We start from the raw sequence: 24,028 nt of genomic DNA on the forward strand, positions 1-24,028 counted from the left end.
AAGCGTGATGAAAATTATCGTATTCGGTGCAACGGGCGGCGTGGGCCGATCAGTCGTCAAGCAAGCATTGGAACAAGGTTATGAAGTGACGGCGTTTGTGCGGACACCGGACAAATTGAAAGTGACAGGCGACAAACTAACGGTGGTGCAGGGAGATGCGTTCCACGTGGAACAAGTCGCCGCAGCGATTGCCGGCCATGACGCAGTGGTATCGTGTTTGGGTTCGAATCAAGGTATGAAAAAGTCGAAGGATCTGCGAACGATGGCGAAAAATATCGTGGCGGGTATGCAGCAGCATGGCGTCAAGCGCATCGTTTACACGGCATCGGCAGGAATTAACGATGAACTTCCGGGCATAGGCGGCAAAGTGATGATGGGTGTGCTCAAGCAGGTGCTAATCGATCACCGCGCCGCTGTCGATGCCATTCAAGAGGCTGGACTAACCTATACAATCGTCCGGCCGATGGGATTGACCAATGATTCCCTTAGCGGGCAGTACCGGGAGTCAGAACAAGGCGTGCCGGGTAAATCAAAGACCATTCCACGTGCCGACGTGGCGCATTTTATTTTGAAAGCGCTGGGAGATGCAGCGTATGAAAACAAGTCGATCGGGATTGCGACGTGAATCATGAGGTGGCTTTCAGAGGGTGGAATAGGTTTTAATCTGCTATAAGTAAAAAAGAGATTAGCTTTGCGACATTAAATAATCAATGACCTGTCTCAGTATTTGGAGAAGCGTTTGCTCGTAACCCCTTCTGCTCAATAATGCTGCGCATTACTTCGCAAAGATAAGGTCGAACTACGTGAGACCTTATCTTTCCTGTGGGACTAGCGGGTTTGAGAGACCCCGCAGGCAATGAGTGAGCGAAGCTTCGCTGAGCACATTCATTTGCGACGCATCTGCTTGCAGATGTGGGAGCAACGGTTTTAGTGACGAGGAGGCTCGATTCCCGCCCCACGGAAAGCGAGCGATAAGCTTCGGAAAATACGATTAACTAGAGTATCTCGATAAGTAAAGCAGCCGCATTCTTCCTGCGGCTGCTTTTTTAGTTCATTCCCCCGATTTTCTTTAGAGCGGATTTTAGCTTATAGTAGAAACATCTGTTTACAAGAATTTTTCCGCAGTAAAGAATGAGGTGCATCATGGCGTTTTTATCGAGATTTAAATTGAGTACAATCATTATCCTGTTCGTGCTATTGGTGGTGTTGGTGTCATTGGTGATCACCAATTTGCTGGTGGCCGACATATCGGGCGACCGGATTGAGCAGCAGCTGGAAGATAAAGCCGTCAGCATTTCCCGGACCGCCGCAGAGTCAGAAGTCATTCACGAAGGTTTGGAGAGAGAAGCGGCGGAAGCGAATATACAGGATTATGCACTGGCTGTGCAACAAGCCGCAGATGTGTTATTTGTTGTCATCATGGATATGGAAGGCATCCGCAAATCGCATCCGAATCCGGATAATATCGGCAAGTCGTTTGCCGGGGGCGATGAACTCCGCGTGCTAGCAGGCGAGGAATACACCTCGCGTGCGGAAGGGACGCTCGGGCAATCGGTGCGTGCATTCACGCCGGTATTTGATGAGGACGATAATCAAATCGGCGCCGTTGCGGTCGGCATTTCCTTGGAAGAAGTGGAAGCGGCGGTCGGGCAAAACCGGCAGACGCTGTGGATCGGTTCGCTGACTGGTTTATTATTCGGCATCATCGGCGCATTGTTTTTGGCGCGTTATATTAAAAAGAGCCTGTTTGGGTTGGAACCTCCCGAAATCGCGCGCATCCACGAAGAGCGCAACCAGATGCTTCATTCCGTTTACGAAGGCGTTATCGCGATCGACCAAAATTCGCGTATCATGCTTGCCAACCGGTCGGCGAGGGAACTGTTCGAAAAAGCCGGATTCACGGGCCGGGAGCCGATCGGCAAGGAGATTGGCGAATTTCTGCCAGGCCTGGTGACGACTAGTGTGCTGGTTGAACAACGCACCGTCTTGGATGAGGAGCAGGAGCTCAATGGCCTGTCGATCCTGTCGAACCAAGTGCCTTTATTGGTGAATGATCAAGTGATTGGCGCGATGGTGACGTTCCGGGACAAGACGGAAATCGATGTGCTTGCCGAACAATTGACCGGCGTCGAGATGTATGCGGAAACGTTGCGGGCGCAGTCGCACGAATTCATGAATCAACTGCATGTCTTGCTCGGCTTGATTAAAATGGAGCAATACGAGCAAGTGTCGCAGTTTATCGCGAAATTGGTCGACCACCAGGCCGTGGAAGTCGGCACTGTGACGCGCTCCATCAAGGACCCGGTGCTGGCAGGCTTTATCCTCGGGAAAATCAGTTTCGCGAGAGAAGCGCAGGTTAATCTTTCGATCAGTTGCGAGACCGATATTCCAAAACCGGACGACCCCGCGGTCACGCACGAGCTGATTACGATCATCGGGAATGTGGTCGACAACGCGATCGACAATGTCCAAGCGACCGAACACAAGCAGGTGCATGCCGCGTTTTCCTATATCGATGAATTGCTGACGATCACGATCAGCGATACAGGAACCGGCATCCATGAGGAATTGCAGGAAACGATGTTCGCGAAAGGCGTCTCCAGCAAGGAAGGCTACCACCGCGGATTCGGATTGTATTTGGTGAAAGACAGCGTAGACCAACTCGAAGGCTCGATTGAAGTGGCCTCCGAGAAAAACGAAGGCACGACCTTCGAGTTGGTGCTGCCGTATGAAGCAAGGGGTGAAAATGATGATTAAGGTAATGATAGTAGAAGATGACCCGATGGTGGCTGCGTTGAACCGGCAATTTGTGGGGCGCATGGACGGCTTTGAGGTGATCGGCACCGCTGGAAACGCCCAGCAGGCCATCGCGATACTGGCGAAGTCGGACGTCGATTTGGTGTTGCTCGACATCCACATGCCGGGACTCACCGGCATCGAATTTTTGCAGATGCTCCGCGAACAAAAACAGGACCTCGACGTCATCTTGATCACGGCGGCCTCTGAAATCCAGCAAATCCAGCACGCCTTGAGGCTCGGGGCTTCCGATTATTTGATCAAGCCCTTCGAGTTCAGCCGTTTCCAGGAAGCGCTGCTGCAATACCAAAGCCATTTCCATAAACTGCATGTTAATAAGCAAATCAGCCAGCAGGAAATCGACAGCCTGCTTGGCAGAAAACAGCAGTCCGCGTCCTCATCAGCGGCTGTCCAGCATTTGCCGAAAGGGCTGACCAAAACGACCTTGCAGACCATCCAGCAAGTGATCCTGTCGAACGAAAGCGCGGTGTTTTCAACAGATGAACTGGCACAGTCGGCACGGATTTCCCGTGTCTCCGTCCGGAAATACCTGAAATTCCTCAGCGCCATCGGCTATTTGCAGGAAGATTTGACCTACGGGGTGGGGCGGCCTATCTACCAATACCGGGTAAATCCACAAGGTGCCAGCCACCTTGATTCATATCTATGAAAGCATCGAGTCCGCGCTTTATTTTTATGTATGATCACAAAGAACCCGTCAAGCTTATCGTAAAAGCTTGACGGGTTCTTTGATGTCATAAATTTGAAGAGCATTTATTTTTGCAGCACTTCTAAAAAATGGCTGGCAACTTCTTTGACCGCGTCGGCTGCTTGGGGGTAATAGCCGAGCTTTCTGACAAAAGCGTGATCCATCCCCTTGTATTTAAAATGACGGACTGGAACTCCTGCTTCTAGCAGTTGCTCGGAAAACTCTTCTCCTTGAATACGCAAAAAGTCAAACTCTGCCGTGATCATCGTGATCGGCGGCAGCTTGGTTTTATCATTGCGCAGGAGCGGCGAAACTAGCGGCAGAAACACATCTTCTAGATTAGTCAGATAGAGCGTCTGAATGAAACTAAGGGAGTCTTTCATGGTCACCAGCTCCTGGCGAATTAATTCCTCATCTTTTGATATGTCGTAGTGGTTTATGTTCCACGATTTTCTTGATATGTCCGATAAATCTACTAGTGGGCAAAGCATCCCGAGGTAACGGAATTCCCATGGTTTCTCTAAACTTAGCTGCTGGACTCCGAGCGCCAAGTTGCCCCCGACACTGTCTCCCACCAGCCCCATTTGGTCGACATCAATATGGAACTCTTGGGGGTGTTCATAAATATACCGGGCAGTCTCAAAACAGTCGTTCAGTCCGTCTTGATAAGGGTGCTCCGGCGCGAGGCGATATTCCACCCCGACCACTACTGAATTGGCCTCCTGTGCCAAAAACTTGCAGATATTCTCCATGACATCCATATCGCGTTCAAAAAAACCTCCACCGTGAAGGTAAACGAGGACCGGCTTTTTTTCTGTTGTGCGGTTATAAATATTTAAAGGGATTTTGCGATTTTCCACGGAGATTTCCATGGTTTCCGAACGAATTCCAGTACTTAAATCTTTGTTATTTACTTCCACTCTTTTTCGGGTAATCTCCAGGTCATCGATTTCGAGCGGACGCCTGCCGTGCGGATCGACTTCGTTAGTAAGGAATTCTTTTACTCGGGGGTCTAAGCCTCGGCTGCCTTCTTGAAAAGGGATTTCCTTATTAATGATGTTTAAACTGCCCTTTTTTGAGTGTTCAGCATTTTCTTGTAATCTTGAAGTTAGCTCCTTATGTGTGGGATTCATCCTATACCTTCCTCCTTAGCAACACAGCCAGTTATAAGCATGTGAACTATCCTGGCTGGTAAATGTCTGAAACTCCAATTTGCTTTGAACCGATCTTTACCGGATTTTTTCTGAAAAAGCCCTGTGACAGAAAAACAATATTTTCTATTTATATTCACTTGTTTCTTTAAAAAGAAACATAGAATGAAGCAATCGAAAGATCTCTAAGTCGTTATTTGGGGAAACACCTGCCATCCACAGCCGATTTTTTCGGCTGCTTTTTTTAATTACAATAAAACCAATACTTTCATAAGCTAGAAGTTGTCTGAAAGTTGTCTAGAATATGAAATACATTGAAAGCGCTTACTAGAACAGCGCCAAGCTCAAGAAAACGAGGTGTCCAACGATGAAGGAAACAAACAAGATTCCGCCGCAGTTGCCGGCGAGAAATTTGAAAGACAAATTCACGATTTTCAATATGCCGATTCTATGGTTCGGGGTTTTCGCAGTTATTGCGATTTATGCGATGTATACCGAAAACTTGCCGGCCGGCATGATCGGCGCGTTACTCATTACCATGGTGCTCGGTGAATTATTGGGCTGGTTCGGCAATCATATGCCGATCGTCCGCACATTCCTTGGAGGCGGCGCGATTGTCGCTATTTTCGGATCCGCCTATATGGTCTATAGTGGGCTTATGCCTGAAAGTACGACGGCAGGAATTACGGAATTCATGAAAGACGGCGATTTCCTCAACTTCTATATTGCGGCTTTGATTACCGGCAGTATTTTAGGGATGGAATCGAAGATCTTGGTGAAAGCGGGCGTTCGCTATGCCTTGCCATTGCTCGCTGCGGTGGCAGGAGCGGTTGGACTGGCTGCCTTAGTCGGAATGGTATTGGGCTTCAGCGTCCAGGAAGCGGTGCTCGTCATCGCCATGCCGATCATGGGCGGCGGCATGGGGGCAGGCGCTGTGCCGATGTCCCAAGTCTATTCGGAAATGCTTGGCAATGAACCGGGGTATTACCTATCGATTTTAGTGCCGGCTTTGGCACTCGGCAATGTCTTCGCCATCATCTTGGCGAGTGTCTTGAACTTGATTGGCGATAAATACCCGAGTTTGACGGGGAATGGCCAGCTGATCCGCAATTTCCATTACGAGAAAAAAGAAACGCCGAGCTACGATTTGGCCAAAATGGGCATCGGCGTCTTGGCTGCTGTATCGTTCTATATTTTAGGCAACTTATTGGGTGATTTTATCCCGCTTCATCCGTACGCCATCATGATCGTTTTGGTGGCAGCGCTGAAAGTGGCCAACGTCATGCCGGAAATTATCGTAGAAGGCGCGAGCCAGTGGTATGAATTCGTGGCGCGCAACTGGACCAATGCGTTATTGGTCGGCATTGGGGTCGCATATACGGACTTGGAAGCCGTGCTCAATGCCTTGAGCATCCAATACGTGCTCATCGTCTTGGCAGTCGTTGTGGGTGCCGTCATCGGTGCCGGTGTGGTCGGGAAGTTCATGGGCTTCTACCCGATCGAAGCGGCCATCACAGCAGGGCTATGTATGGCGAATATGGGCGGAACGGGCGATGTCGCGGTGCTGTCTGCGGCAAGACGCATGGAATTGATGCCATTTGCGCAAATTTCATCCCGTCTCGGCGGCGCGTTGATCTTGTTATTGGCCAGTATATTTATACCGTTTTTTATTTAATAAATTAAAAAAACTTAGCTTTCCGATGCTTACCACTCGCTTTCCGTGGGCTCGCGCCCAAGCCTCCTCAGTCGCTGTGAAACCCTTGTGCTCCCACATCTGCGTGGCAGATGCGTCGCAAATAAATGCGCTCAGCTAAGCTTCGCTCATTCATTCCTTGCGGGGTCTCGGTCGTCTCGCTGATCCACAGGAAAGATAAAGTCGACCTATGGGAGACATTATCTTTGCGAAAGTAATGCGCAGCATTATTGAGCAGAAGGGGTTACGAGCAAACGCTTCTCCAAGCTACTTTAGAAGTTTAAATTTATTGTAAATGTATACGTTTTGCCAACTAGAAATCTATTGGCTTTTTATAATCTGAGGGAGGGGAGAAATCCTTTCCCTCTTTCTGATGGAGAGTGAATGCCGTGATTGTCAGTGAAATCATCAATGTCATTTTGCCGGTCTTTGTTTTGCTCGGCATCGGTTTTTTTGTTGGCCGGTTCATGGACATCGAAAAGAAGCCGGTGTCGGATTTGTGCATCTATGTGTTCAGCCCGGCCTTGTTTTTCCATTCCGTCACGACATCTTCCTTGGATTTGGGGGATTTGGGGCGGATTGTGCTGTTTGCGGTGTTGTTATTCGTCTTGTTTGCGATGCTGATTCAGCTTCTCGGCCTCATATTTAGATGGAATTTGTCGTACCGCAACACGATGATGCTCGCGAGCGCATTTCCGAATACCGGGAATTACGGCTTGCCGATCGTGTTGTTCGCCTTCGGGGACGAAGGGATGGCGATCGCCATTATTTACGTCGTCATGCAGTCTTTGCTGATGAATTCGGCTGGCATTTTTTATGCTTCGAACCATGCGGATGTGTCCAAGAAGGCGATTTTCATTACCATCATCCGCATGCCTGGCTTCATCGCCATCACGATCGGGCTGGTTCTGAAAATAGCGGGCATCGCGGTTCCTGAGGCGATTGGCAATGCGACGGGCTTGCTTGGGCAGGCGGCGGTGCCGGTGCTGTTGACGCTGCTCGGGATCACCTTGGCATCGATTCAGATCAAGACCGTGCTGAAGTTTATCGAGACGGCGGCCGTGCTGAAATTGGCTGCGTTCCCGGCGATCGCGTTCGTGCTGTTGGCCTGGCTGTATCCTGGAGGGTCGCTGGAAGCAAAAGTGCTGCTCATTTCTGCGGCGACTCCGGCAGCTGCTACGACGACGCTTTTGGCCATCAAGTTCAATATGAACCCGGAGATGGTGTCGAGCGCGATGTTCGTCAGCACCTTGGCGAGCATCGTCACGATTCCGGTCTTGCTGCTGTTTCTGTAAGGGTTGTGTAAATCAAAAGGGGCAATCACTGTTTCCTGGCGAATTCTTGTTATAATAAAAGAGTGTCCAAAGCGAATTGGCTTGGATGCTCTTTTTTTTGCACGAACATGGATTTTACTAGCTGGGAGTTGGAAATAGAGATGAACAAAAAAGACATTGCCGAGATCCGCAAGCAGTTCAAGCTGGAGACGGATTTACTGAAAATCGCCGAGATCTATAACGTATACATCAAGCAGGACACAAGTGAGATTTTCCATGAGGAGAGCCGTTCGTTTTCCTTGCTCGACCGGGAGCAGCAGGAGTTGTTTTTGGCCAATTTCAAGAAAGTGCTCGCGGGCAAGCTCGACATCAAGCTGTTCGAAGTGAAGTTCCAGCGCCCGGAAGAAGGACAGGTAGACCATACGCAGACGCTGCTATACGAGGGGCTACATGCGGATGATGCAGAGGGCTGGAAAGACAATATGCAGCGCGTCGCTTTGAAGATGGTTGAAGAAACGCCATACGAGAAAGACATGGTCATCACGTTCATCCGCGGCACGTATTTCAAGACGACGAAACGCGAGCCGGATGAAACAGAAGCTGCGATGCGCGACGAGGTGTACACGACGCCGTTCGTCCTCAGCAGCATGAACCAGACCGAACTGCCGAAATCGTCGCTGGTGTTTGATTTTATCGAAAAGGAATTCAAGTCGAACATCATGGCGGACCCGGTCATTAAGCTGTCGTCTCCGGTCGGCGGGTTCTTGTTCCCGAGCTTCACGAACAATGCCGCAGATGTTAACCGCATCTTGTATTCGGCGGCAAAAGCCAATAAGCCGGATTTCCAGTTTATCGAAAACGTGCTGAACGGCGACGAAATCACCACTGCAGAAGACGATAAAGTGGTATTTGAAGAAATCGTCAAGCAAGTGATCGGCGACGAGGTCAATTCAAGAACGCTCGCGGGCGTCTACGACGAGATCAACAGCATGCTCGAAGTGGAAGCGGAAGATGAGGACGAGCCAGCACCGATGCTCGATTCCAAAGAAGTCGAACGCGTCTTGAAGGCAAGTGGCATCAAAGACATCAGCACCGAGAAAGTGGAACAGGCATTCCAACAAGTAACTGATGACCGCCAGTACGAGATGAAAGCGAGTCACATCGTGCCGAAATACGGGGCCAAATCGATCAAGATCAACACGAAAGTCGCCGAAATCAAGATCGGCCCCGAAGACTTACGTTACGTCAAACAAGTCAATTACAATGGCCGCCGTTGCATCCTGATCGAAGTCGAAGAGGATACGGTCGTGGAAGGGTTTAAATTGTTGGCAGAGGAAGAGTTGGAATAGGCGTGAATAAATTTTCATTTTAAATTTGTGATTGTAATTGAAAAAGTAAGGAACTTTTTGACCTTTAATATTTTCTTTTTCTTAAGTTTTAAGCACTAAAATAAATGGGGGTGATAAATTGAAAGACGTGAGTGACTGGATATTTAACGGATATGGAGTAGATAGTACATTAGAAAAACATGATTTATTATCACCTGAAAATTTCCCGAACGAGCCTGAGGGCCATCGAAGGTATATAATAAAATATCCTAGAACTTTTAAAGTTGGGGTGTCTTGGGAAGATGTTACTGAACTTATTGCTTCTCAAATTGGAAAATTACTAGGTTTAAAAATGATGGATGTGGAGATAGTTATTAGAAATGGTAGAAGAGGAGCTTTATTGAAAAACTTTGTACCTTATAGAGGTCAGTTTCTTGAAGGAGGCTCTATTCTGTCGAATTTAGACGAGTATGAAAGCTTCGAAATACTAAGTCTAGAAAGCGAAGAACTAATTATTGCAGGTTTTGAGATGATGGAAAAATTAAGTTTTTGGAATGAGATAAAAAAAGAGTACATTGCAATGAATTACTTCGATATTCTGATTGGAAATCAAGATAGGCATCCTTTTAATTGGATGATGCTCTACTATGAAGATGGCAAGAAAAAGTTTTCACCGATATATGATAATGGAGCTTCTCTTGGTTTTAGATTTGATGATGAAAAATTAAAAGTTTATTTATCTGGTGAGACGCAATTACAAAAGTATATAAGGCAGACTAAAGTAAAAGCGGGTTTATTTGAAAAAAAGAAAGTTAAAGCACAGGATTTAGTGAAAGTAATGAAGAATAGATATATTCAAGAAAGTGATGAAATAATTTCTAAAATAGATAAATTTGATTTTCAAAAATATGAAAAATATATCAATAAAAGTCCATATTTAAGTAGAAATCAAAAAGAATGGTTAAAACTAATTATTTCTTAAAGAAGAGAGTATGTTCTAAAATGGTATGAGGGAGAGTGATAAACATGGAAAAACATAAATCGCTTTGGCTGGTTTGGCAAAATGTCAATACTCGGTTATTTTACCATGTTGCCACGCTATCGTTTTTTGAAAATCAATATACATTTCAATATACCCATCAAAGTGAGGGCCCTCAAAAGTTAAAAGATGCGTTGAAAAATGGATATTTACCTCATCCGATGTTTCCGGATTTAGAAAAGGAATATAAGTCTAAAGATTTATTTGGTGCTTTCAAACGTCGGTTACCTTCTGAGATACGTGCCGACTTTCCAATAATTTTAAATGATTTGCATTTAACTAAAGATTATTCAGAAATGGATTTGCTAGAACGAACGCGTGGTAAATTAGGCAGTGATCAATATTCTTTTGAAAAACCGCTCAAAGTAGTAAATGGCTTGCTGAAAACATCATTTTATATTAATGGTATGGCTTATCAAAATTTACCAAAGAATTGGCCAGATATTTTAAAAACAAATAAGAAAATAAAATTACAGTTAGAACCAGATAACCCAGTTGATGAAAATGCTGTAGCAATTTATACTGATTTCGGAATCAAACTTGGGTACGTGCCACGCTTTTATGCATCTGGTATAGCTGCATTATTAAATAATCAAATGATTCCGGATTTAAGAATAAATTTTATCAATGCAGTGGGTAGTTCGAGTTGGTGGGTTAATATAGAGTTTGAATGTGACTTACCTCCTCTCAATAAAGAAGAATTAACGGATTTAGATCCTATATTTGAGCAAGTGATCTAAAGAGGGAGAAAAACTATTATTCAAAGTTTAATAGTTGTATAACTAAAAGCGGAATCTGTTAAAGGTTCCGCCTTTATTTATTTAATACTTATATCTAATAGACATAAAAGTCTAGGAGGAACTAGATAGCATAAAGGAGGACCACTATGATCTCAGAAACTGATCTGCAGCATTTAAATCGCTGTGTAGAACTCGCCGAACAGGCGCTTGAAAAAGGGGACGAGCCGTTTGGTTCCATTCTCGTCTCGGCACAGGGTGATGTGTTGTTCGAAGACCATAACCACGTGGCATCAGGCGACCATACGCAGCATCCAGAATTTGCAATCGCGCGCTGGGCGGCAGAGCATCTAACCCCGGAAGAACGGGCGCAAGCGACCGTCTATACGTCAGGCGAGCATTGCCCGATGTGCGCGGCGGCGCATGGCTGGGTCGGGCTCGGCCGCATCGTCTACGCGAGTTCGTCGAAGCAGTTGGGGGAGTGGATGCAAGAGTTCGGAGCCGCGCCTTCGCCTGTCCGCAACCTTTCCATCCCGGAAATCCTGACAGATCCGGACATCGACGGGCCGGTGCCGGAACTAGCGGAACAAGTGCATCAGCTTCATCGGCGCTTGCACGAATCGAAACAGTAAGCACATAAAAAGGACTGCGAAGAGAAAAATCTCTTCGCAGTCCTTTTGTCTTTATTACACCAAAACAGGGATATCGCTTCGGATGAGGTGGTCGAACGCGCTCAGTGAAGCCGTTGCGCCAGAGCCCATCGAAATGATGATCTGTTTGTACGGGATGTTTGTGCAGTCGCCTGCTGCAAACACGCCCGGCATGTTCGTTGCGCCGCGCTGGTCGATGACGATTTCGCCGTGAGCGGTGCGCTCGACAAAGTCACCGAGCCAGTCGGTGTTTGGCACAAGGCCGATTTGGACGAAGACGCCGGATAGTTCGACATGCTTTTCTTCGCCGCTTTGAAGGTCGATATAGGAAAGCCCGTTCACTTTATCGGTACCGGTGATTTCCTGTGTACGGGCATTCCTCAGCACCGTAACGTTCGGCAAGCTCTTCAAGCGGTCCTGCAAAACAGAATCCGCTTTAAGCTCTGCATTGTATTCCAGCACCGTCACATGGTTGGTGATGCCTGCGAGGTCAATCGCGGCTTCCACGCCGGAGTTGCCGCCGCCGATGACCGCGACGTCTTTGCCGGAAAATAGCGGGCCGTCGCAATGCGGGCAGTAGGCCACGCCTTTGTTCTTGAATTCCTCTTCGCCAGGGACGTCGATATTGCGCCAGCGGGCACCTGTTGAAAGAATGACGGTTTTGCCTTTGACGACAGCGCCGTTTTCGAGTTCAAGCTCGAACAGCTCTTTTTTCTCCAAGCGTTTTGCGCGCTGCAAGTTCATCAGCTCGATATCGTATTCTTTCACATGCTCTTCAAGGCTGGCCGCAAATTTCGGGCCTTCCGTGTGCTTGACGCTGACGAAGTTCTCGATGCTCAAGGTATCCATCACTTGGCCGCCGAAATGTTCTGCGACGATTCCCGTGCGGATGCCTTTACGTGCCGCATAAATCGCCGCGCTGGCTCCAGCCGGCCCTCCGCCGACAACGAGCACATCAAACGGATCTTTGCCTTCGAATTCGGAAGCGTCTGGTGCGCTGCCGAGCTTCGCAAGCAATTCCTCAAGCGACATGCGGCCGCTCGCAAACGATTCGCCGTTCAAGAAGACTGTCGGAACAGCCATGATGTCTTTACGTTCGACTTCTTCTTTGAAGGCAGCCCCGTCGATCATCGTATGTGTGATGTTCGGGTTTAGGACGCTCATCAAATTGAGTGATTGCACGACTTCCGGGCAGTTCTGGCAGCTTAGGCTGATATAGGATTCGAAATGGTAAGAACCCTCCAGGTTTTTGATCTGGTCCATCGTTTTTTCATCGGCTTTCGGCGCGCGTCCGCTCACTTGCAACAAGGCAAGGACGAGCGACGTGAATTCATGGCCGAGCGGGATTCCCGCAAAGGTAATGCCCATGTCTTCGCCGGCACGGGTAACGCTGAAACTCGGTGTTCTCTCAAGCTCCGTGCGCTCCATTTGAATGCGCGGCGACATGGCGGACAGTTCTTCCACCAAATCGACCATATCTGTTGATACCTTATCGGAGCCGGCGCTCACCTGGAGCAGCACGTCGCCTTCCAATAGCTGCAAGTATTGCTCTAATTGAGATTTGATTTGCGCATCTAGTATCATTGTCAAAACTCCTTAAATTTTACCTACGAGGTCAAGGCTTGGCTTCAATGTGTCGCCGCCTTCTTCCCATTTAGCCGGGCATACTTCGCCTGGGTTGTTGCGCACGTATTGTGCCGCTTTGATTTTGCCGACAAGCGTGCTTGCGTCGCGGCCGATGCCGTCTGCGTTGATTTCTGCAGCTTGGACGATGCCTTCCGGGTCGACGATGAATGTGCCGCGCTGTGCAAGGCCTTCTTCTTCATTAAGAACATCGAATCCGCGTGAAATGCGCTGCGACGGGTCGCCGATCATTGTGTATTCGATTTTGCCGATTGCATCTGAATGGTCGTGCCAAGCTTTGTGGGTGAAGTGAGTGTCTGTAGAAACAGAGTATACTTCCACGCCAAGCTCTTTCAATGTTGCGTACTGGCTTTGGAGATCCTCAAGTTCAGTTGGGCAAACGAATGTGAAGTCTGCTGGGTAGAAGCACACGACGCTCCATTGGCCTTTCATGTTTTCTTCTGTAACCTCGATAAAGTCGCCGCTCGCCGCCTGGTAAGCTGACGCGTTAAATGGTTGGATTTCTTTTCCGATTAAAGACATAAAGTAATTACCTCCTGAATGTTTTTTAGAATGAATATAATAGATAACTAAAATAATCGAGGAAATACGCCTCAATTAATATCGTTATCTGATTATAATAATTCTAATGATATTTCCATTGTCATATGAAACGTGGCTTTTGTCAAAGAGAACCCATATGTGTAAACGCTTTCTTTATAGGAGTAAGAAAAACCGCCGGTAAAAGCGTTTTCAATGTAAATTGCCGAATATTTAAAGTCTCGAAAAGATAGTGAAATAACTATCAATCAAATATTGTGAGATAATTAAGTGGTGTCTAAGTATGATGTTTTCTCATCCGATCATCCTAATTGAGAGGAATGCAACGGAGCAAGTACAGTTAGTTTTTGTCTGATTTGCCCGTCTCTGTGGTGTGAGTTTTTACTAGTGTAGTTTATGATGGAAAGAAAACAGGGGGAGTTGGATGGCATGAAAGTGGGCATCATCGGGTGTGGAGGAATCGCCAAAACACGCCATGCGCCGGAATATTTAGCGAATCCGTATGTCGACGGTATCGTCTTTTACGACCGCAACTTGCACCGTTCCGAAGCGATGGTGGAATTGTTCGGCGGCAGGAATGTCGAGAATGTCGAAGACTTATTCAACGATCCGGATATTATCGCCATCAGCGATTGTTCGTCGAATGAAAACCATCGTTTATTTTCCACGCAGGCACTATTGAGCGGCAAGCACGTGCTGTGCGAAAAACCGATCTCCTTGACGGTGGCACACGCTAAGGAGATTTTGGCGGCACAGAAAAAATCCGGCAAGAAACTGATGGTCGACCATAATCAGCGGTTCACGCGCGCGCATCAAAAAGCGCGGGAAATCCTGGCCAGTGGAGAGCTCGGTAAAGTCTTGACCTTCCGCACCGCTTTCGGGCATTCAGGCCCGGAATCCTGGGGAATCAATAAAACCAAATCGACATGGTTTTTCAAGAAGGAACGTTCGGGCTTCGGTGTTGGCGGCGACCTCGGCATCCATAAAATCGATTTGCTGCATTACTTGCTCGATGATGAAATCATTCAAGTGAGCGCCTTTCAAGGAGCTTTGCACAAAACGGATGAAAACGGCGAGCCGATTGAAGTATGCGACAATCTTGTCTGCAGCTTGGTGACCGAAAAAGGGCGTCTCGGAAACGCTGCCTTCTCCTGGACCTATTACGGGGAAGAAGACAATAGCACCGTCGTTTATTGCGAGAAAGGCATCATGAAAATCTACCACAATGACGAGTATCAGCTGGAGCTCATCATGGAATCCGGCGAGAAAGTGAACTACCAGCTGGAAGTGATCCAAACGAATGACAACCAGACTCCGAGCGGTGTCATTGATGCATTTGTCGATTCCATTCACCTGGATCAGGAGCCGATCGTTACGGGAGAAGATGCCTTGAAATCACTGAAAGTTATTTTGGGCATCATGGAAGCAGCCGACACCAAGCAAGTGGTCACCATCGAAAAAGAGTCTCTCCTTCATCATTAAGGAGAGACTCTTTGCTTGTCGAGAAAATTAAGAAGCCATATTTTCCGAAGCTTATCGCTCGCTTTCCGTGGGCTCGCGCCCAAGCCTCCTCAGCCGCTTCGCTGCTTGCGGGGTCTCGGTCGTCTCGCTTTACCACTGGAGTCGAGCAAACGCTTCTCCAAATACTTAGGTAGAACATTGATCTTAAAAGGTAGAATAAGTGATTTTCTTTCTATACATAATGAATCACTAACTTCTTTAACACTATTCTTTCATTTCGCTCATAGTTTGAAACGGTTGAGTGAGAAGGGGGCGATGTCGAATTCGGTGTGGCCGTCTGTTGCTAATTGGCTCAATACTTCGCCCATGACGCTGCCGAATTTGAAGCCGTGGCCGGTAAAGCCGCAGGCGAAAATGACGCGCTCGTTGTCCGGATGGCGGTCGATGATGAAGTTATGGTCGTCCGAGACAGTGTATAAACAAGTTTTGCCTTGTTTCAACTCTCCGCTCGCTTCCGGCATATAGAGGTCCAAGAATCTTCTTAAGTCGCCTTCATCCAATTCGTATTGCCCGAAGTTCTGGGTTTGTTCGTCCGGGTCGATTGGCTGTCCGCCGTCCGAGCGTCCGACTTTTACGCCAGCGCCGTCGATGCTCGGAAAACCGTAGAACATCATTTCGGGACCTTCTACAAAAAAACCAGGAAATTGATCGGCATTGTACATCTCAGGTGCTTCAAACCAACCGACCGCTTTGCGTGTCGGTTGGATCGGCAATTGCAGCTCCGGCAGTAGCTTCTTTGCCCATGCACCGGCTGTGACGATCACTTTTTCAGCATAGAAAACACCTTGCCCGGTGGAGATTTTCACTCGGTCCCCGTCCTGTATATCGATGTGCTGGACGGGTGTATTCGGCACGTAGTGAACGCCGTTTTCGAGCGCCAGTTTCTTATAGGCACGGATGGCATTTTCGCTGTACAACACGCCTGCTTGTGCTTCAAAGCAGCCGATGAAATGCTCGGGCACTGTGAAGCCTGGCCATCTTTCCTGGATCGCGCTGCTACTTAGTATTTCGAGCGGCAAGCCGTAGCTGTTCGCGGCTGCGATGCTCTCAAGCAGAAAAGGAGAGTCTTCCGGGCCTAGCCCAATAACGCCGGTCTTGTCAAAAATCTTGTAGCCGGTCTGCTTCTCCAAGTCTTCCCATAATTGCTGCGCGCGCAACACTAACCTTACGTAATGCCTGCCTTCCCCGTAAGCGTGCCGGATCAATCGGGTATCGCCGTGATGGCTGCCGTTCGCATGGGGCGGGTCGAATGCATCGATCACCAATGTCTTCTTGCCTTGCTGTGCCAAAAAGGCGCCGGCAGCCATGCCCATCGTTCCGGAACCGACGATGGCGACATCAAAAACAGTTTCCTCGCTCATTTCGTGTTCAACTCCGCTCTTATAGTGGATGTCAGCCGTCCAGTGAAAATCTGGCCGTAAGTAAATATTAAAATCGATGGTATGCAATGCGGCTCGCTTTGTCAATTTCCTGGTGAATCTTTATGCGAATTTTTGATTTATTTTCAAAAAGGGTTTGACAGCAGTGGCTATCTCAAATACTATCGTTAATATGTTAATAAATTGAATAACTTATCCAGAGAGACCGAGGGACAGGCCCTATGACGTCCAGCAACCATCATACACATGAGAGGTGCTAATTCCTGCAGGATGTTTTCATTCTGAGAGATAAGAAATTGGTCGAAGCCTCTTTCCTATTGGAAGAGGCTTTTTTGCATCCAAAAAGCAGGAAGTGCGCTTGAAAAAAGCCAGGAAGTCTACTGGAACCATAAAAAAATTGCATTCAAAAAGGAGCTTGAATCATGAAAAGAAACGCTTATGTATTCGCAACTGCCTGTTTAATAGGCCTTGCCGTAACACTCGCCGGCTGTTCATCGGAAGAGACGGCGAACGCTACAGGAGACCAAGTAATCCGCGTCGGGACGCAAAACGACTATCCGCCTTTCGCTTTCGCGGATGAGGCCAACCAGCTGACGGGTTACGACGTGGACATGATGAAGGCCGTCGATGAACAATTGGACGGCTATACGTTCGAATACGTCGCCGTACCGTGGGACAGCATGTTCCTCGCGCTCGAATCGAATAAAATCCAGGCCATCGCCGATCAAGTGGCGAAAACGCCGGAGCGCCAAGAAAAGTATTTGTTCACCGATGAATCGTATTTCGCAGCGGAAACGGTCATCGCAGTAAAAGAAGGCCGCGAAGACATCCAAACGATTGAAGATTTGGAAGGCAAAGCGGTCGGGGCGTTGGCGGGCGATTCTTACACCTTATTGTTGGAGGAATCTAACGAAACCGCCGCCGAGCCGATTGAATTGAAATACAGCGAAAGCGGTAACCCGTCGGAAATTCTGCAGGATGTGCAGAACGGCCGTGTCGACGCATACGTCAACGACCCGATCATGATGAACGCGGTACTGGAAAAAAATGAACTCGGCGTGGAGATTGTCGGGCAATCCCTAGTCAATGACGATATGGGCATCGTCTTGAAAGACGAAGAAAAAGGCCAAGAGCTGAAAGCCTTGATCGACCCGATCTTGAAACAGCTGAAAGAAGACGGCACCTTGTCCGAACTGTCCGAGAAATGGACCGGCGGCGACTACATCCCTGAATAAGCTAGCGGAAGGACAGAGACAATGGAAAATTTACTGGACTTGAATTTCTTGATCGAGAGCTTTCCTGCCATCCTCTCCAGGCTGCCGGTTACGATCGGCATCGCAGTCGGCTCGCTGCTGTTGAGCTTGATCATCGGTGTGGCTGCGGCATTGATTAAAATCTACAAAGTGCCCGTGCTCAGCGTCATCACGTCGATCTATATTTCCTTTATCCGAGGGACTCCTTTATTGGTGCAGATTTACCTGGTGTTTTACGGGATTCCGAAAATCATTTGTTTTCTACAAAGCGAATATGGCTGGCTTCAGTCGGCAGACGTCAATAGCATCGCACCCGAATTCTATGCCTTGATGGCCTTTTCCATCAATTTGGGCGCGTATTTATCCGAGACGATCCGTTCGGCGATCGAATCGGTCGACCGTGGGCAGTTCGAAGCCGCCAAAGCGATTGGCATGACGCCTGTTCAGATGATGCTGAAGATCGTCTTTCCGCAGGCTTTGACGGTCGCGATCCCGAACCTCGGCAATATGTTCATCAGCACGATTAAAGACACTTCGCTCGTGTTCATCATCGGCGTCATCGATATCATGGGGCAGGCAAAAATCCTCGGCTCCCGCGGCTTGGCGTTCTTTGAAGTGTATATCGCCGTCTCGATCGTCTATTGGATTTTGTGCATTGTCGTCGAGCGCTTATTGGCGAAGATCGAGAAGCGTGCACGCAGATATGAAAGAGGGATTGCCTGATGATCAAATTGGAGAAGCTGCATAAATATTACGACCGACAGCATGTGTTGAAAGGCATCGATTTAACCGTCGAAAAAGGCGAAGTGGTGGCGGTCCTCGGGCCAAGCGGTTCCGGGAAATCGACGCTATTGCGCTGCATCAATTTTTTAGAGGAGCCGACGAGCGGCATCGTGGAAATCGGCGGCAAGCGGGTGGATGCAGCGACCGCCAAGAAAAAGGAAATCTTTGCGCTGAGGACGGCAACCGGCATGGTGTTCCAACAATACAACCTGTTCAAGAATCTGACCGTGCTGCAAAATATCTCTGTCGGTTTGACGAGCGTCAAGCGGATGAAAAAAGACGCCGCTGACAAAAAAGGCATCGAGATGCTCGATCAGGTCGGCTTGTCGAATAAACTGAGCCATTACCCCGCCCAACTATCCGGCGGCCAGCAGCAGCGTGTCGGCATCGCCCGTGCGCTGGCTTTGGATCCGGAAGTGCTGTTATTCGACGAACCGACTTCTTCGTTGGACCCGGAACTGGTTGATGAAGTATTGGCAACCATCCGCCGCGTCGCGGATACCGGCAAAACGATGTTCATCGTGACCCATGAATTAAGTTTCGCGCGAGAGATTTCGGATCGTGTCATCTTTATGGAAGACGGGGTCATTATCGAGCAAGGAACGGCCGAACAAATCTTCACCAAGCCCGCCGTCGAAAGAACGAGGCAATTTTTAGGGAAAGTTGTTCAAGGTGGCTGAAAAATACGAAGTGACCGATAGCGGAAGGATGATATGCAATGAACCCAATTGAACAGATATTGAACGAGTTCCCGGTCCTGATCGTGGACGGGGCCATGGCGACGGAACTTGAGAACTATGGATGCAATTTGAATGATTCCTTATGGTCAGCGAAAATATTGATGGAAAACCCGGAGTTAATCAAGAAAGTACATGTGGATTATTTTCAGGCGGGAGCGGACTGTGCCATTACGGCCAGTTATCAGGCGACCATTGAAGGCTACCGGGAAAGAGGGCTGACAGAATCACAAGCGATCGCGTTGATCACGAAGTCTGTCCAGTTGGCAACACAAGCGCGCGATGAGTTTTGGGACGATGCGACGAATCGAACGGGGAGACCGAAGCCTTTAGTGGCGGCATCTGTCGGCCCATACGGCGCATTTTTATCGGACGGTTCCGAATACCGTGGCGGCTATGCGATCGGCGAAGAGCAATTGGTCGCATTTCATAGAGAGCGCATCCGGGTATTCGTGGAAGCAGGAGTGGATCTGTTAGCGTGTGAAACTTTGCCGTGCCTTGCGGAAGCGAAAGCGATCGTGAGCGTGCTGGAAGAATTCCCGCAAGTGTCGGCCTGGTTCACGTTCAGTGCGAAAGATGAGGTGTATATCAGTGACGGGGAGCGCATTGCGGACTGTGCAAAATGGCTCGATGGCCAGCCGCAAGTGGCGGCGATCGGCATTAATTGTACCGCTCCGCAGTTTATCGAATCCTTGATCCAGGAAGTGAAAAGCACGTCTTCGAAACCGGTCATCGTCTATCCGAACTCTGGCGCCACGTACGACCCCGTAAGCAAAACCTGGAGCGAAGAACCATCGGCCGGTGCGTTTTCAGCCAATTCAAAAGCCTGGTATCAAGCGGGTGCTGACGTCATCGGCGGTTGTTGCAGCACCACCCCGGAGGATATTGCAGCGATTGCAGCTTGGGTACGTGAAGAAAAAGCCAGGGCTTGAACAGAGATGGGTTCGCGCTTAAATCCTAGTTGACAAGTGGGTTTTAAATATAGTCTAATGTGAATAAGCTTTTTGACACATTATTTGACACTCGCGGCCACAAACGGGCTGCTTCATTTTAAATCCACTGGAGGAGGGCTTGCATGAACGAACAATATCCGGTCATTCAAGGAGCGGAAACTTTCTTTTTGAGAGGGAATAGCACCGGCATCCTGTTATGCCATGGCTTTCTCGGCACGCCGCAAAGCGTCAGGGAATTAGGCGAAGCGCTCGGCACACAAGGCTATACGGTTTCCTGTCCACGGCTCCCGGGCCATGGCACCCATTTCAAAGATTTGGATCAGTGCTCTTATGACGACTGGTTCGAGAGTGTTAAGCAGGCTTATTTAGACCTCAAGCAATCGTGCACATCGGTCTTTGTCATCGGCCAATCGATGGGCGGGACCTTGAGCTTGGATCTGGCCAGCCGCCATCCTGAAATCCAGGGCCTCGCATTGATCAATCCGGCAATTGATATCCCGCAGTTTGAAAACCACCGCAACTGCCCGGCTCATGCTTACGTCACAGAAGATGCTCCGGACATCAAAAAAGCGGACGCGGTGGAAATCACTTACGGGCAAGCACCGATCAAGGCGTATCAACAATTGCTCGGTTATATGGACACAGTTCGCCCAAAACTCGGCGAAGTCCGCTGCCCGGTCGTTTGTTTCCAGTCGCTTGAAGATCATGTGGTGCCGCCGGGAAACACCGATTATATCCTCTGCAATATCAGTTCAGACAGCAAACAGAAATATGAACTGAACGATTCCTACCACATCGCTTCAATGGACCATGAGACGGAGTATATCGTTGAAATGGCTGTCCGATTTGTGAAAGAAAACAGCACATTGCCAGTGCGGACGATTTTTAATGTAGATGTTTAATCCAGTAGTTTTATAAAAAGAAACGATTCTTTTGGGCTGATCTAGTCTTAAAGAATTTTTTTGTTTTATATTCAATAGCATCAAGTTAAAAAATATGGTTTCTTTACTTCCTTTATAAATAATTCGGGTTATAATTTAAAAAAAGAGCGCTTTTTTGAATTAAGGAGGTGGAAACGATGAGCTATGATAAACTATCCAAGGTTTTTTATAAAAAAGGAAATCCTTTTTATGAGCAGGAAATCGAAAAGAGAAAAAGCAGTTATGGGAGTTATCTGACGGAGCTGGAGATCAATGGCTTCCGAAAAGGGAAAGTAGTGAACGATACGTATTCATTGTTCTATGTGAATACTCATGTGCTGATGAATTTGAATAATCAGGTGTTATTAAACAGTTCAAAAATTTCCTCCTTGATCAATAAATTGCCGCGTTTTGTTATCGAACCGTATTTTCTCAAACTTATCGTTAACGAAGCGCAAAGCAATAATGAGATTGAAGGTATCCGAAGCACTAGAAAAGAATTGAAAGACGTCTTGCAGGACGTAATGAAGTCTAAGAAAAACTCTAAACGGTTTAAAGGCATGATGAAAACGTATTTATTTATCGATGAAATTCAGTCTTTTAACGACGTTGCTGATTTTAGGAATCTTTATGATGAACTAGTGTCGGATGAAGTCGATAAAGATGATAAACCCGATGGTGAGATGTTCCGGAAAGACTATGTGGAAATCAATGATGGTACAAAAACTACCCATACAGGCGTGAATTCTGAAGCGAAAATTATAGAATCACTCGATGCGCTCATCCATTTTCTTGAGGATGAAAACCATCCGGAATTGTATCGTTATATGGTCGCCCATTATTATTATGAGTACATTCATCCTTTTTATGATGGGAACGGACGGACCGGGCGCCTACTCGTGTGCAGTTATCTGTCGAGATATTTGGAGCGGTATTCTGCGATTACGTTTTCCTATGCTGTAAATAATAACAAATCCAAGTATTACAAAGCATTAGAAGAAGTTCCAAATCCATTCAATCAGGGCGAAACAACATTCTTTTTAATTGATATGCTCGAGTTGTTGCTAGAAGGGCAGCAAAGCATCATTGAAGAATTAGAAATGAACCTCGCGAAAACACAACAAATCAAGGCGTTCTTTAAAGAAAGCCGTTGGGAGAATCAGCAGGAGGCAAAAAATGTGTTGCGTGTAATGCTGCACTTAAATGTTTTTGTTAGTGATAGCGAACCTTTGTCTATGCCACAACTTATGGAATTGACCAATCAATCGAGATACAAAACCAATCAAGTAATGGCCTATTTAGAAAAAGAAGCTTTTGTGGAAATAGTTAGCCAGCGCCCGAAGAAATATAGAGTTGCGGATGAATTTTTGGAAAATATTTTGCTTTAATGAATTGAAAGGAGCACAAGAAAGTGCCTGTTCACTATTTCCTGGGAAATAATGAACAGGCACTTTCTTGTCTAAACAAACTTCTGTTTTAACAAAGGTGGAAATATCTACTTGTGCTAGGTAGAAGTTTGCGAGAATCTCTCAGTAATCACTCAAGCGGCCATTATCATCCCACTGGCCGTACATCTTATTGTTCCTTGTATATTGGATCAATTTGTCCAAGCGCTTATCGAAAATATAACGGTCGTTACCCTTGTAACCTTGTATATTATCAATCCGAATGCGCCGATATAGTTCAGGGAAATTCATGAAGTTCTCATACACTTGCGGGTCTTCCTTCAGGCGCGCTTCAATCTCGGGGTCGATCGTGAACGACTCAGGCCGCATATCGGGGAGGATGTTCAACCCCTGCTCTGTCATCAAGCCTAGTTTTTCCAACCTTCTGACACGTTCTTTGTTCAATTCGGTCCAATTGCTCTTTTTCCGGCGAGGTGAAAACCGCTGCGCCAATTCATTGTTTTCGGTCTTTTTTGCGGTGCCATCAATCCAGCCAAAACATAAGGCTTCTTCCACGGCATCCAAATAAGGGATGCCTTCCGGCCGTTCTTTAGTACTAATCAGCAGCCAGCAACATATCGCTGAAGATGAATGTTCTTCCAGCCATTCCCTTAATTCCTCCTTAGAGTTTGCGCGAAGCAAATACTCGATTTCCATCCGGCACGACTCCTTTCTCAATTGGCTGTTCGCTTATCGTTTCGGCCTCAATTTTATTGCTTTCATTAAAATAGAAAAGGGTATTCAAAAGATATGAAGAAACATAGGGGATAGCCTTTTGGGCAATTGCGATTATCACGTAGAAAGGAGGAAGAAATCATGGTAAGGGAAGAGCGAATCAGAAATGAGCGCGGGTTGAATCCATTCACTGATATCTGGCTGCGCACTCGGGAAACCGTCCGTTTCGTCATTGAACGGAAATCATTTAAGTTCATTATACTACTCATCGTCCTGACAGGCTTTGCTTCCGGTTTGATCGGGATGATGAATGAACGAAGCTCCGATATGGCACCGTGGGCAGCGATTCTGCAGGCACTGGTGACCGGGCCGATCGGCAGCGCTTTCGGCTATTTCCTTGGAGCCGCGATCCTGGTGCTTGTCGGCCGGTTGTTTAAAGGAACGGCGACGTATCAGGAAATGTTCAAAGCACTGGTCACGGCCCAAATCCCGCAAATTTGGCTGTTGCCATTGCTGATCATCTGGGTACTGGCATCACCCGAAACCTTCCTGGCCGACCGGACGAATGTGGAAGGAAACCCGATTGTCGTCATCATGTCGATCGTGATGGCAGTCGTCTCCATCTGGACCTTCATTATTGTCTGCAAGGCGGTAGGTGAAGCGCATCGAGTATCGTCCTGGAAAGGATTTTTCATCGTTGTGCTGCCGGGTATTATCATCACGATCGTTGTTTTGATTATCGTCTTTGTGCTGTTCGCTTCATTCTTCAGGGAGTTTTCCTAATTGGCCAATCGAAACCAC

General features: G+C 47.6%; 22 protein-coding genes and 1 riboswitch. Of the genes, 17 read left to right on the plus strand and 5 right to left on the minus strand.

Going from position 1 to position 24,028, the window contains the following annotated elements:
* The first annotated feature begins 7 nt into the window (after nucleotides 1-7).
* From KTG14_RS12505 to KTG14_RS12515, 3 genes are all read left to right on the plus strand, one after another.
* The gene (locus KTG14_RS12505) at nucleotides 8-625 is read left to right on the plus strand and encodes an NAD(P)-dependent oxidoreductase (protein WP_216971235.1); all 618 of its coding nucleotides are present in this window, start codon (nucleotides 8-10) and stop codon (nucleotides 623-625) included.
* Nucleotides 626-1,143: 518 nt separating this feature from the next.
* Nucleotides 1,144-2,757, plus strand: coding sequence for a DcuS/MalK family sensor histidine kinase (dcuS, locus tag KTG14_RS12510; RefSeq protein WP_216971236.1), 1,614 nt, complete (start codon nucleotides 1,144-1,146; stop codon nucleotides 2,755-2,757).
* Nucleotides 2,750-3,466 carry a response regulator gene (locus KTG14_RS12515; RefSeq protein ID WP_216971237.1) on the plus strand — a complete coding sequence of 239 codons (717 nt, stop codon included), beginning with the start codon at nucleotides 2,750-2,752 and terminating at the stop codon, nucleotides 3,464-3,466. The genes dcuS and KTG14_RS12515 overlap by 8 nt, the downstream gene beginning before the upstream one ends.
* Before the next feature lie 104 nt (nucleotides 3,467-3,570).
* Here KTG14_RS12515 and KTG14_RS12520 read toward each other — a convergent pair whose 3' ends face one another.
* Nucleotides 3,571-4,638 carry an alpha/beta hydrolase gene (locus KTG14_RS12520; protein ID WP_216971238.1) on the minus strand — a complete coding sequence of 356 codons (1,068 nt, stop codon included), beginning with the start codon at nucleotides 4,636-4,638 and terminating at the stop codon, nucleotides 3,571-3,573.
* Nucleotides 4,639-5,023: 385 nt separating this feature from the next.
* Here KTG14_RS12520 and KTG14_RS12525 point away from each other — a divergent pair, with 385 nt between their 5' ends.
* The 6 genes from KTG14_RS12525 to KTG14_RS12550 all read left to right on the plus strand — a co-directional run bounded on the left by KTG14_RS12525 (nucleotide 5,024) and on the right by KTG14_RS12550 (nucleotide 11,359).
* On the plus strand, nucleotides 5,024-6,331 hold the full coding sequence (locus KTG14_RS12525; RefSeq protein WP_254178151.1) for a 2-hydroxycarboxylate transporter family protein: 1,308 nt from the start codon (nucleotides 5,024-5,026) through the stop codon (nucleotides 6,329-6,331).
* Between the two features lie 407 nt (nucleotides 6,332-6,738).
* A complete protein-coding gene (locus KTG14_RS12530; RefSeq protein ID WP_216971239.1) occupies nucleotides 6,739-7,644 on the plus strand; it encodes an AEC family transporter in 906 nt (301 codons plus the stop codon).
* Nucleotides 7,645-7,784: 140 nt separating this feature from the next.
* Nucleotides 7,785-8,972 (plus strand): DUF4317 domain-containing protein, encoded by a 1,188-nt coding sequence (locus KTG14_RS12535; RefSeq protein ID WP_216971240.1) that lies wholly within the window; start codon nucleotides 7,785-7,787, stop codon nucleotides 8,970-8,972.
* A gap of 127 nt (nucleotides 8,973-9,099) precedes the next feature.
* Nucleotides 9,100-9,933, plus strand: coding sequence for a HipA domain-containing protein (locus tag KTG14_RS12540; protein ID WP_308461996.1), 834 nt, complete (start codon nucleotides 9,100-9,102; stop codon nucleotides 9,931-9,933).
* Between the two features lie 44 nt (nucleotides 9,934-9,977).
* Nucleotides 9,978-10,730 carry an HIRAN domain-containing protein gene (locus KTG14_RS12545; RefSeq protein ID WP_216971242.1) on the plus strand — a complete coding sequence of 251 codons (753 nt, stop codon included), beginning with the start codon at nucleotides 9,978-9,980 and terminating at the stop codon, nucleotides 10,728-10,730.
* Nucleotides 10,731-10,876: 146 nt separating this feature from the next.
* Nucleotides 10,877-11,359, plus strand: a complete 483-nt coding sequence (locus tag KTG14_RS12550; RefSeq protein WP_216971243.1) for a nucleoside deaminase — start codon at nucleotides 10,877-10,879, stop codon at nucleotides 11,357-11,359.
* A 54-nt stretch (nucleotides 11,360-11,413) separates the two neighbouring features.
* Here KTG14_RS12550 and ahpF read toward each other — a convergent pair whose 3' ends face one another.
* The gene (gene ahpF, locus KTG14_RS12555; RefSeq protein ID WP_216971244.1) at nucleotides 11,414-12,961 is read right to left on the minus strand and encodes an alkyl hydroperoxide reductase subunit F; all 1,548 of its coding nucleotides are present in this window, start codon (nucleotides 12,959-12,961) and stop codon (nucleotides 11,414-11,416) included.
* Between the two features lie 12 nt (nucleotides 12,962-12,973).
* Nucleotides 12,974-13,543 (minus strand): alkyl hydroperoxide reductase subunit C, encoded by a 570-nt coding sequence (gene ahpC / locus KTG14_RS12560; RefSeq protein WP_121299338.1) that lies wholly within the window; start codon nucleotides 13,541-13,543, stop codon nucleotides 12,974-12,976.
* A 417-nt stretch (nucleotides 13,544-13,960) separates the two neighbouring features.
* Here ahpC and KTG14_RS12565 point away from each other — a divergent pair, with 417 nt between their 5' ends.
* Nucleotides 13,961-15,043 (plus strand): Gfo/Idh/MocA family protein, encoded by a 1,083-nt coding sequence (locus KTG14_RS12565; RefSeq protein WP_254178152.1) that lies wholly within the window; start codon nucleotides 13,961-13,963, stop codon nucleotides 15,041-15,043.
* A gap of 260 nt (nucleotides 15,044-15,303) precedes the next feature.
* On the opposite strand, the gene solA is transcribed toward KTG14_RS12565, so the two are convergent.
* A complete protein-coding gene (gene solA / locus KTG14_RS12570) occupies nucleotides 15,304-16,443 on the minus strand; it encodes an N-methyl-L-tryptophan oxidase (RefSeq protein WP_216971245.1) in 1,140 nt (379 codons plus the stop codon).
* 207 nt (nucleotides 16,444-16,650) lie between these two features.
* Nucleotides 16,651-16,756: riboswitch (SAM riboswitch) on the plus strand.
* Between the two features lie 127 nt (nucleotides 16,757-16,883).
* Between solA and KTG14_RS12575 the strand changes: the two genes are divergently transcribed.
* From KTG14_RS12575 to KTG14_RS12600, 6 genes are all read left to right on the plus strand, one after another.
* Nucleotides 16,884-17,696, plus strand: a complete 813-nt coding sequence (locus tag KTG14_RS12575) for a transporter substrate-binding domain-containing protein (RefSeq protein WP_216971246.1) — start codon at nucleotides 16,884-16,886, stop codon at nucleotides 17,694-17,696.
* Between the two features lie 21 nt (nucleotides 17,697-17,717).
* The gene (locus KTG14_RS12580; RefSeq protein WP_216971247.1) at nucleotides 17,718-18,437 is read left to right on the plus strand and encodes an amino acid ABC transporter permease; all 720 of its coding nucleotides are present in this window, start codon (nucleotides 17,718-17,720) and stop codon (nucleotides 18,435-18,437) included.
* Complete coding sequence (locus tag KTG14_RS12585; protein ID WP_216971248.1) at nucleotides 18,437-19,177, plus strand: amino acid ABC transporter ATP-binding protein; 741 nt, start codon at nucleotides 18,437-18,439, stop codon at nucleotides 19,175-19,177. Before KTG14_RS12580 ends, KTG14_RS12585 begins: the two co-directional genes overlap by 1 nt.
* A gap of 38 nt (nucleotides 19,178-19,215) precedes the next feature.
* On the plus strand, nucleotides 19,216-20,166 hold the full coding sequence (mmuM, locus tag KTG14_RS12590) for a homocysteine S-methyltransferase (RefSeq protein WP_216971249.1): 951 nt from the start codon (nucleotides 19,216-19,218) through the stop codon (nucleotides 20,164-20,166).
* A gap of 143 nt (nucleotides 20,167-20,309) precedes the next feature.
* On the plus strand, nucleotides 20,310-21,089 hold the full coding sequence (locus KTG14_RS12595; RefSeq protein WP_216971250.1) for an alpha/beta hydrolase: 780 nt from the start codon (nucleotides 20,310-20,312) through the stop codon (nucleotides 21,087-21,089).
* Between the two features lie 176 nt (nucleotides 21,090-21,265).
* The gene (locus KTG14_RS12600; protein WP_216971251.1) at nucleotides 21,266-22,495 is read left to right on the plus strand and encodes a Fic family protein; all 1,230 of its coding nucleotides are present in this window, start codon (nucleotides 21,266-21,268) and stop codon (nucleotides 22,493-22,495) included.
* A gap of 141 nt (nucleotides 22,496-22,636) precedes the next feature.
* Here the strand turns inward: KTG14_RS12600 and KTG14_RS12605 are convergent, their stop codons facing one another.
* Nucleotides 22,637-23,209 carry a YdeI/OmpD-associated family protein gene (locus tag KTG14_RS12605; protein ID WP_216971252.1) on the minus strand — a complete coding sequence of 191 codons (573 nt, stop codon included), beginning with the start codon at nucleotides 23,207-23,209 and terminating at the stop codon, nucleotides 22,637-22,639.
* Between the two features lie 159 nt (nucleotides 23,210-23,368).
* Between KTG14_RS12605 and KTG14_RS12610 the strand changes: the two genes are divergently transcribed.
* A complete protein-coding gene (locus KTG14_RS12610; RefSeq protein ID WP_216971253.1) occupies nucleotides 23,369-24,010 on the plus strand; it encodes a Yip1 family protein in 642 nt (213 codons plus the stop codon).
* The last annotated feature ends 18 nt before the right edge of the window (nucleotides 24,011-24,028 follow it).

It is taken from the genome of Planococcus sp. CP5-4_YE (assembly GCF_019042655.1).
In the GTDB taxonomy this organism is placed as follows: Bacteria; Bacillota; Bacilli; order Bacillales_A; family Planococcaceae; genus Planococcus.

What these genes read in the sequence shown, in the direction of transcription:
- KTG14_RS12505 (WP_216971235.1), top strand. Translation starts at nt 8, where the DNA reads ATGAAAATTATCGTATTCGGTGCAACGGGCGGCGTGGGCCGATCAGTC.
- dcuS (WP_216971236.1), top strand. Translation starts at nt 1,144, where the DNA reads ATGGCGTTTTTATCGAGATTTAAATTGAGTACAATCATTATCCTGTTC.
- KTG14_RS12515 (WP_216971237.1), top strand. Translation starts at nt 2,750, where the DNA reads ATGATTAAGGTAATGATAGTAGAAGATGACCCGATGGTGGCTGCGTTG.
- KTG14_RS12520 (WP_216971238.1), bottom strand. Translation starts at nt 4,638, where the DNA reads ATGAATCCCACACATAAGGAGCTAACTTCAAGATTACAAGAAAATGCT.
- KTG14_RS12525 (WP_254178151.1), top strand. Translation starts at nt 5,024, where the DNA reads ATGAAGGAAACAAACAAGATTCCGCCGCAGTTGCCGGCGAGAAATTTG.
- KTG14_RS12535 (WP_216971240.1), top strand. Translation starts at nt 7,785, where the DNA reads ATGAACAAAAAAGACATTGCCGAGATCCGCAAGCAGTTCAAGCTGGAG.
- KTG14_RS12545 (WP_216971242.1), top strand. Translation starts at nt 9,978, where the DNA reads ATGGAAAAACATAAATCGCTTTGGCTGGTTTGGCAAAATGTCAATACT.
- KTG14_RS12550 (WP_216971243.1), top strand. Translation starts at nt 10,877, where the DNA reads ATGATCTCAGAAACTGATCTGCAGCATTTAAATCGCTGTGTAGAACTC.
- ahpF (WP_216971244.1), bottom strand. Translation starts at nt 12,961, where the DNA reads ATGATACTAGATGCGCAAATCAAATCTCAATTAGAGCAATACTTGCAG.
- ahpC (WP_121299338.1), bottom strand. Translation starts at nt 13,543, where the DNA reads ATGTCTTTAATCGGAAAAGAAATCCAACCATTTAACGCGTCAGCTTAC.
- KTG14_RS12565 (WP_254178152.1), top strand. Translation starts at nt 13,961, where the DNA reads ATGGAAAGAAAACAGGGGGAGTTGGATGGCATGAAAGTGGGCATCATC.
- solA (WP_216971245.1), bottom strand. Translation starts at nt 16,443, where the DNA reads ATGAGCGAGGAAACTGTTTTTGATGTCGCCATCGTCGGTTCCGGAACG.
- KTG14_RS12575 (WP_216971246.1), top strand. Translation starts at nt 16,884, where the DNA reads ATGAAAAGAAACGCTTATGTATTCGCAACTGCCTGTTTAATAGGCCTT.
- KTG14_RS12580 (WP_216971247.1), top strand. Translation starts at nt 17,718, where the DNA reads ATGGAAAATTTACTGGACTTGAATTTCTTGATCGAGAGCTTTCCTGCC.
- KTG14_RS12585 (WP_216971248.1), top strand. Translation starts at nt 18,437, where the DNA reads ATGATCAAATTGGAGAAGCTGCATAAATATTACGACCGACAGCATGTG.
- mmuM (WP_216971249.1), top strand. Translation starts at nt 19,216, where the DNA reads ATGAACCCAATTGAACAGATATTGAACGAGTTCCCGGTCCTGATCGTG.
- KTG14_RS12595 (WP_216971250.1), top strand. Translation starts at nt 20,310, where the DNA reads ATGAACGAACAATATCCGGTCATTCAAGGAGCGGAAACTTTCTTTTTG.
- KTG14_RS12600 (WP_216971251.1), top strand. Translation starts at nt 21,266, where the DNA reads ATGAGCTATGATAAACTATCCAAGGTTTTTTATAAAAAAGGAAATCCT.
- KTG14_RS12605 (WP_216971252.1), bottom strand. Translation starts at nt 23,209, where the DNA reads ATGGAAATCGAGTATTTGCTTCGCGCAAACTCTAAGGAGGAATTAAGG.
- KTG14_RS12610 (WP_216971253.1), top strand. Translation starts at nt 23,369, where the DNA reads ATGGTAAGGGAAGAGCGAATCAGAAATGAGCGCGGGTTGAATCCATTC.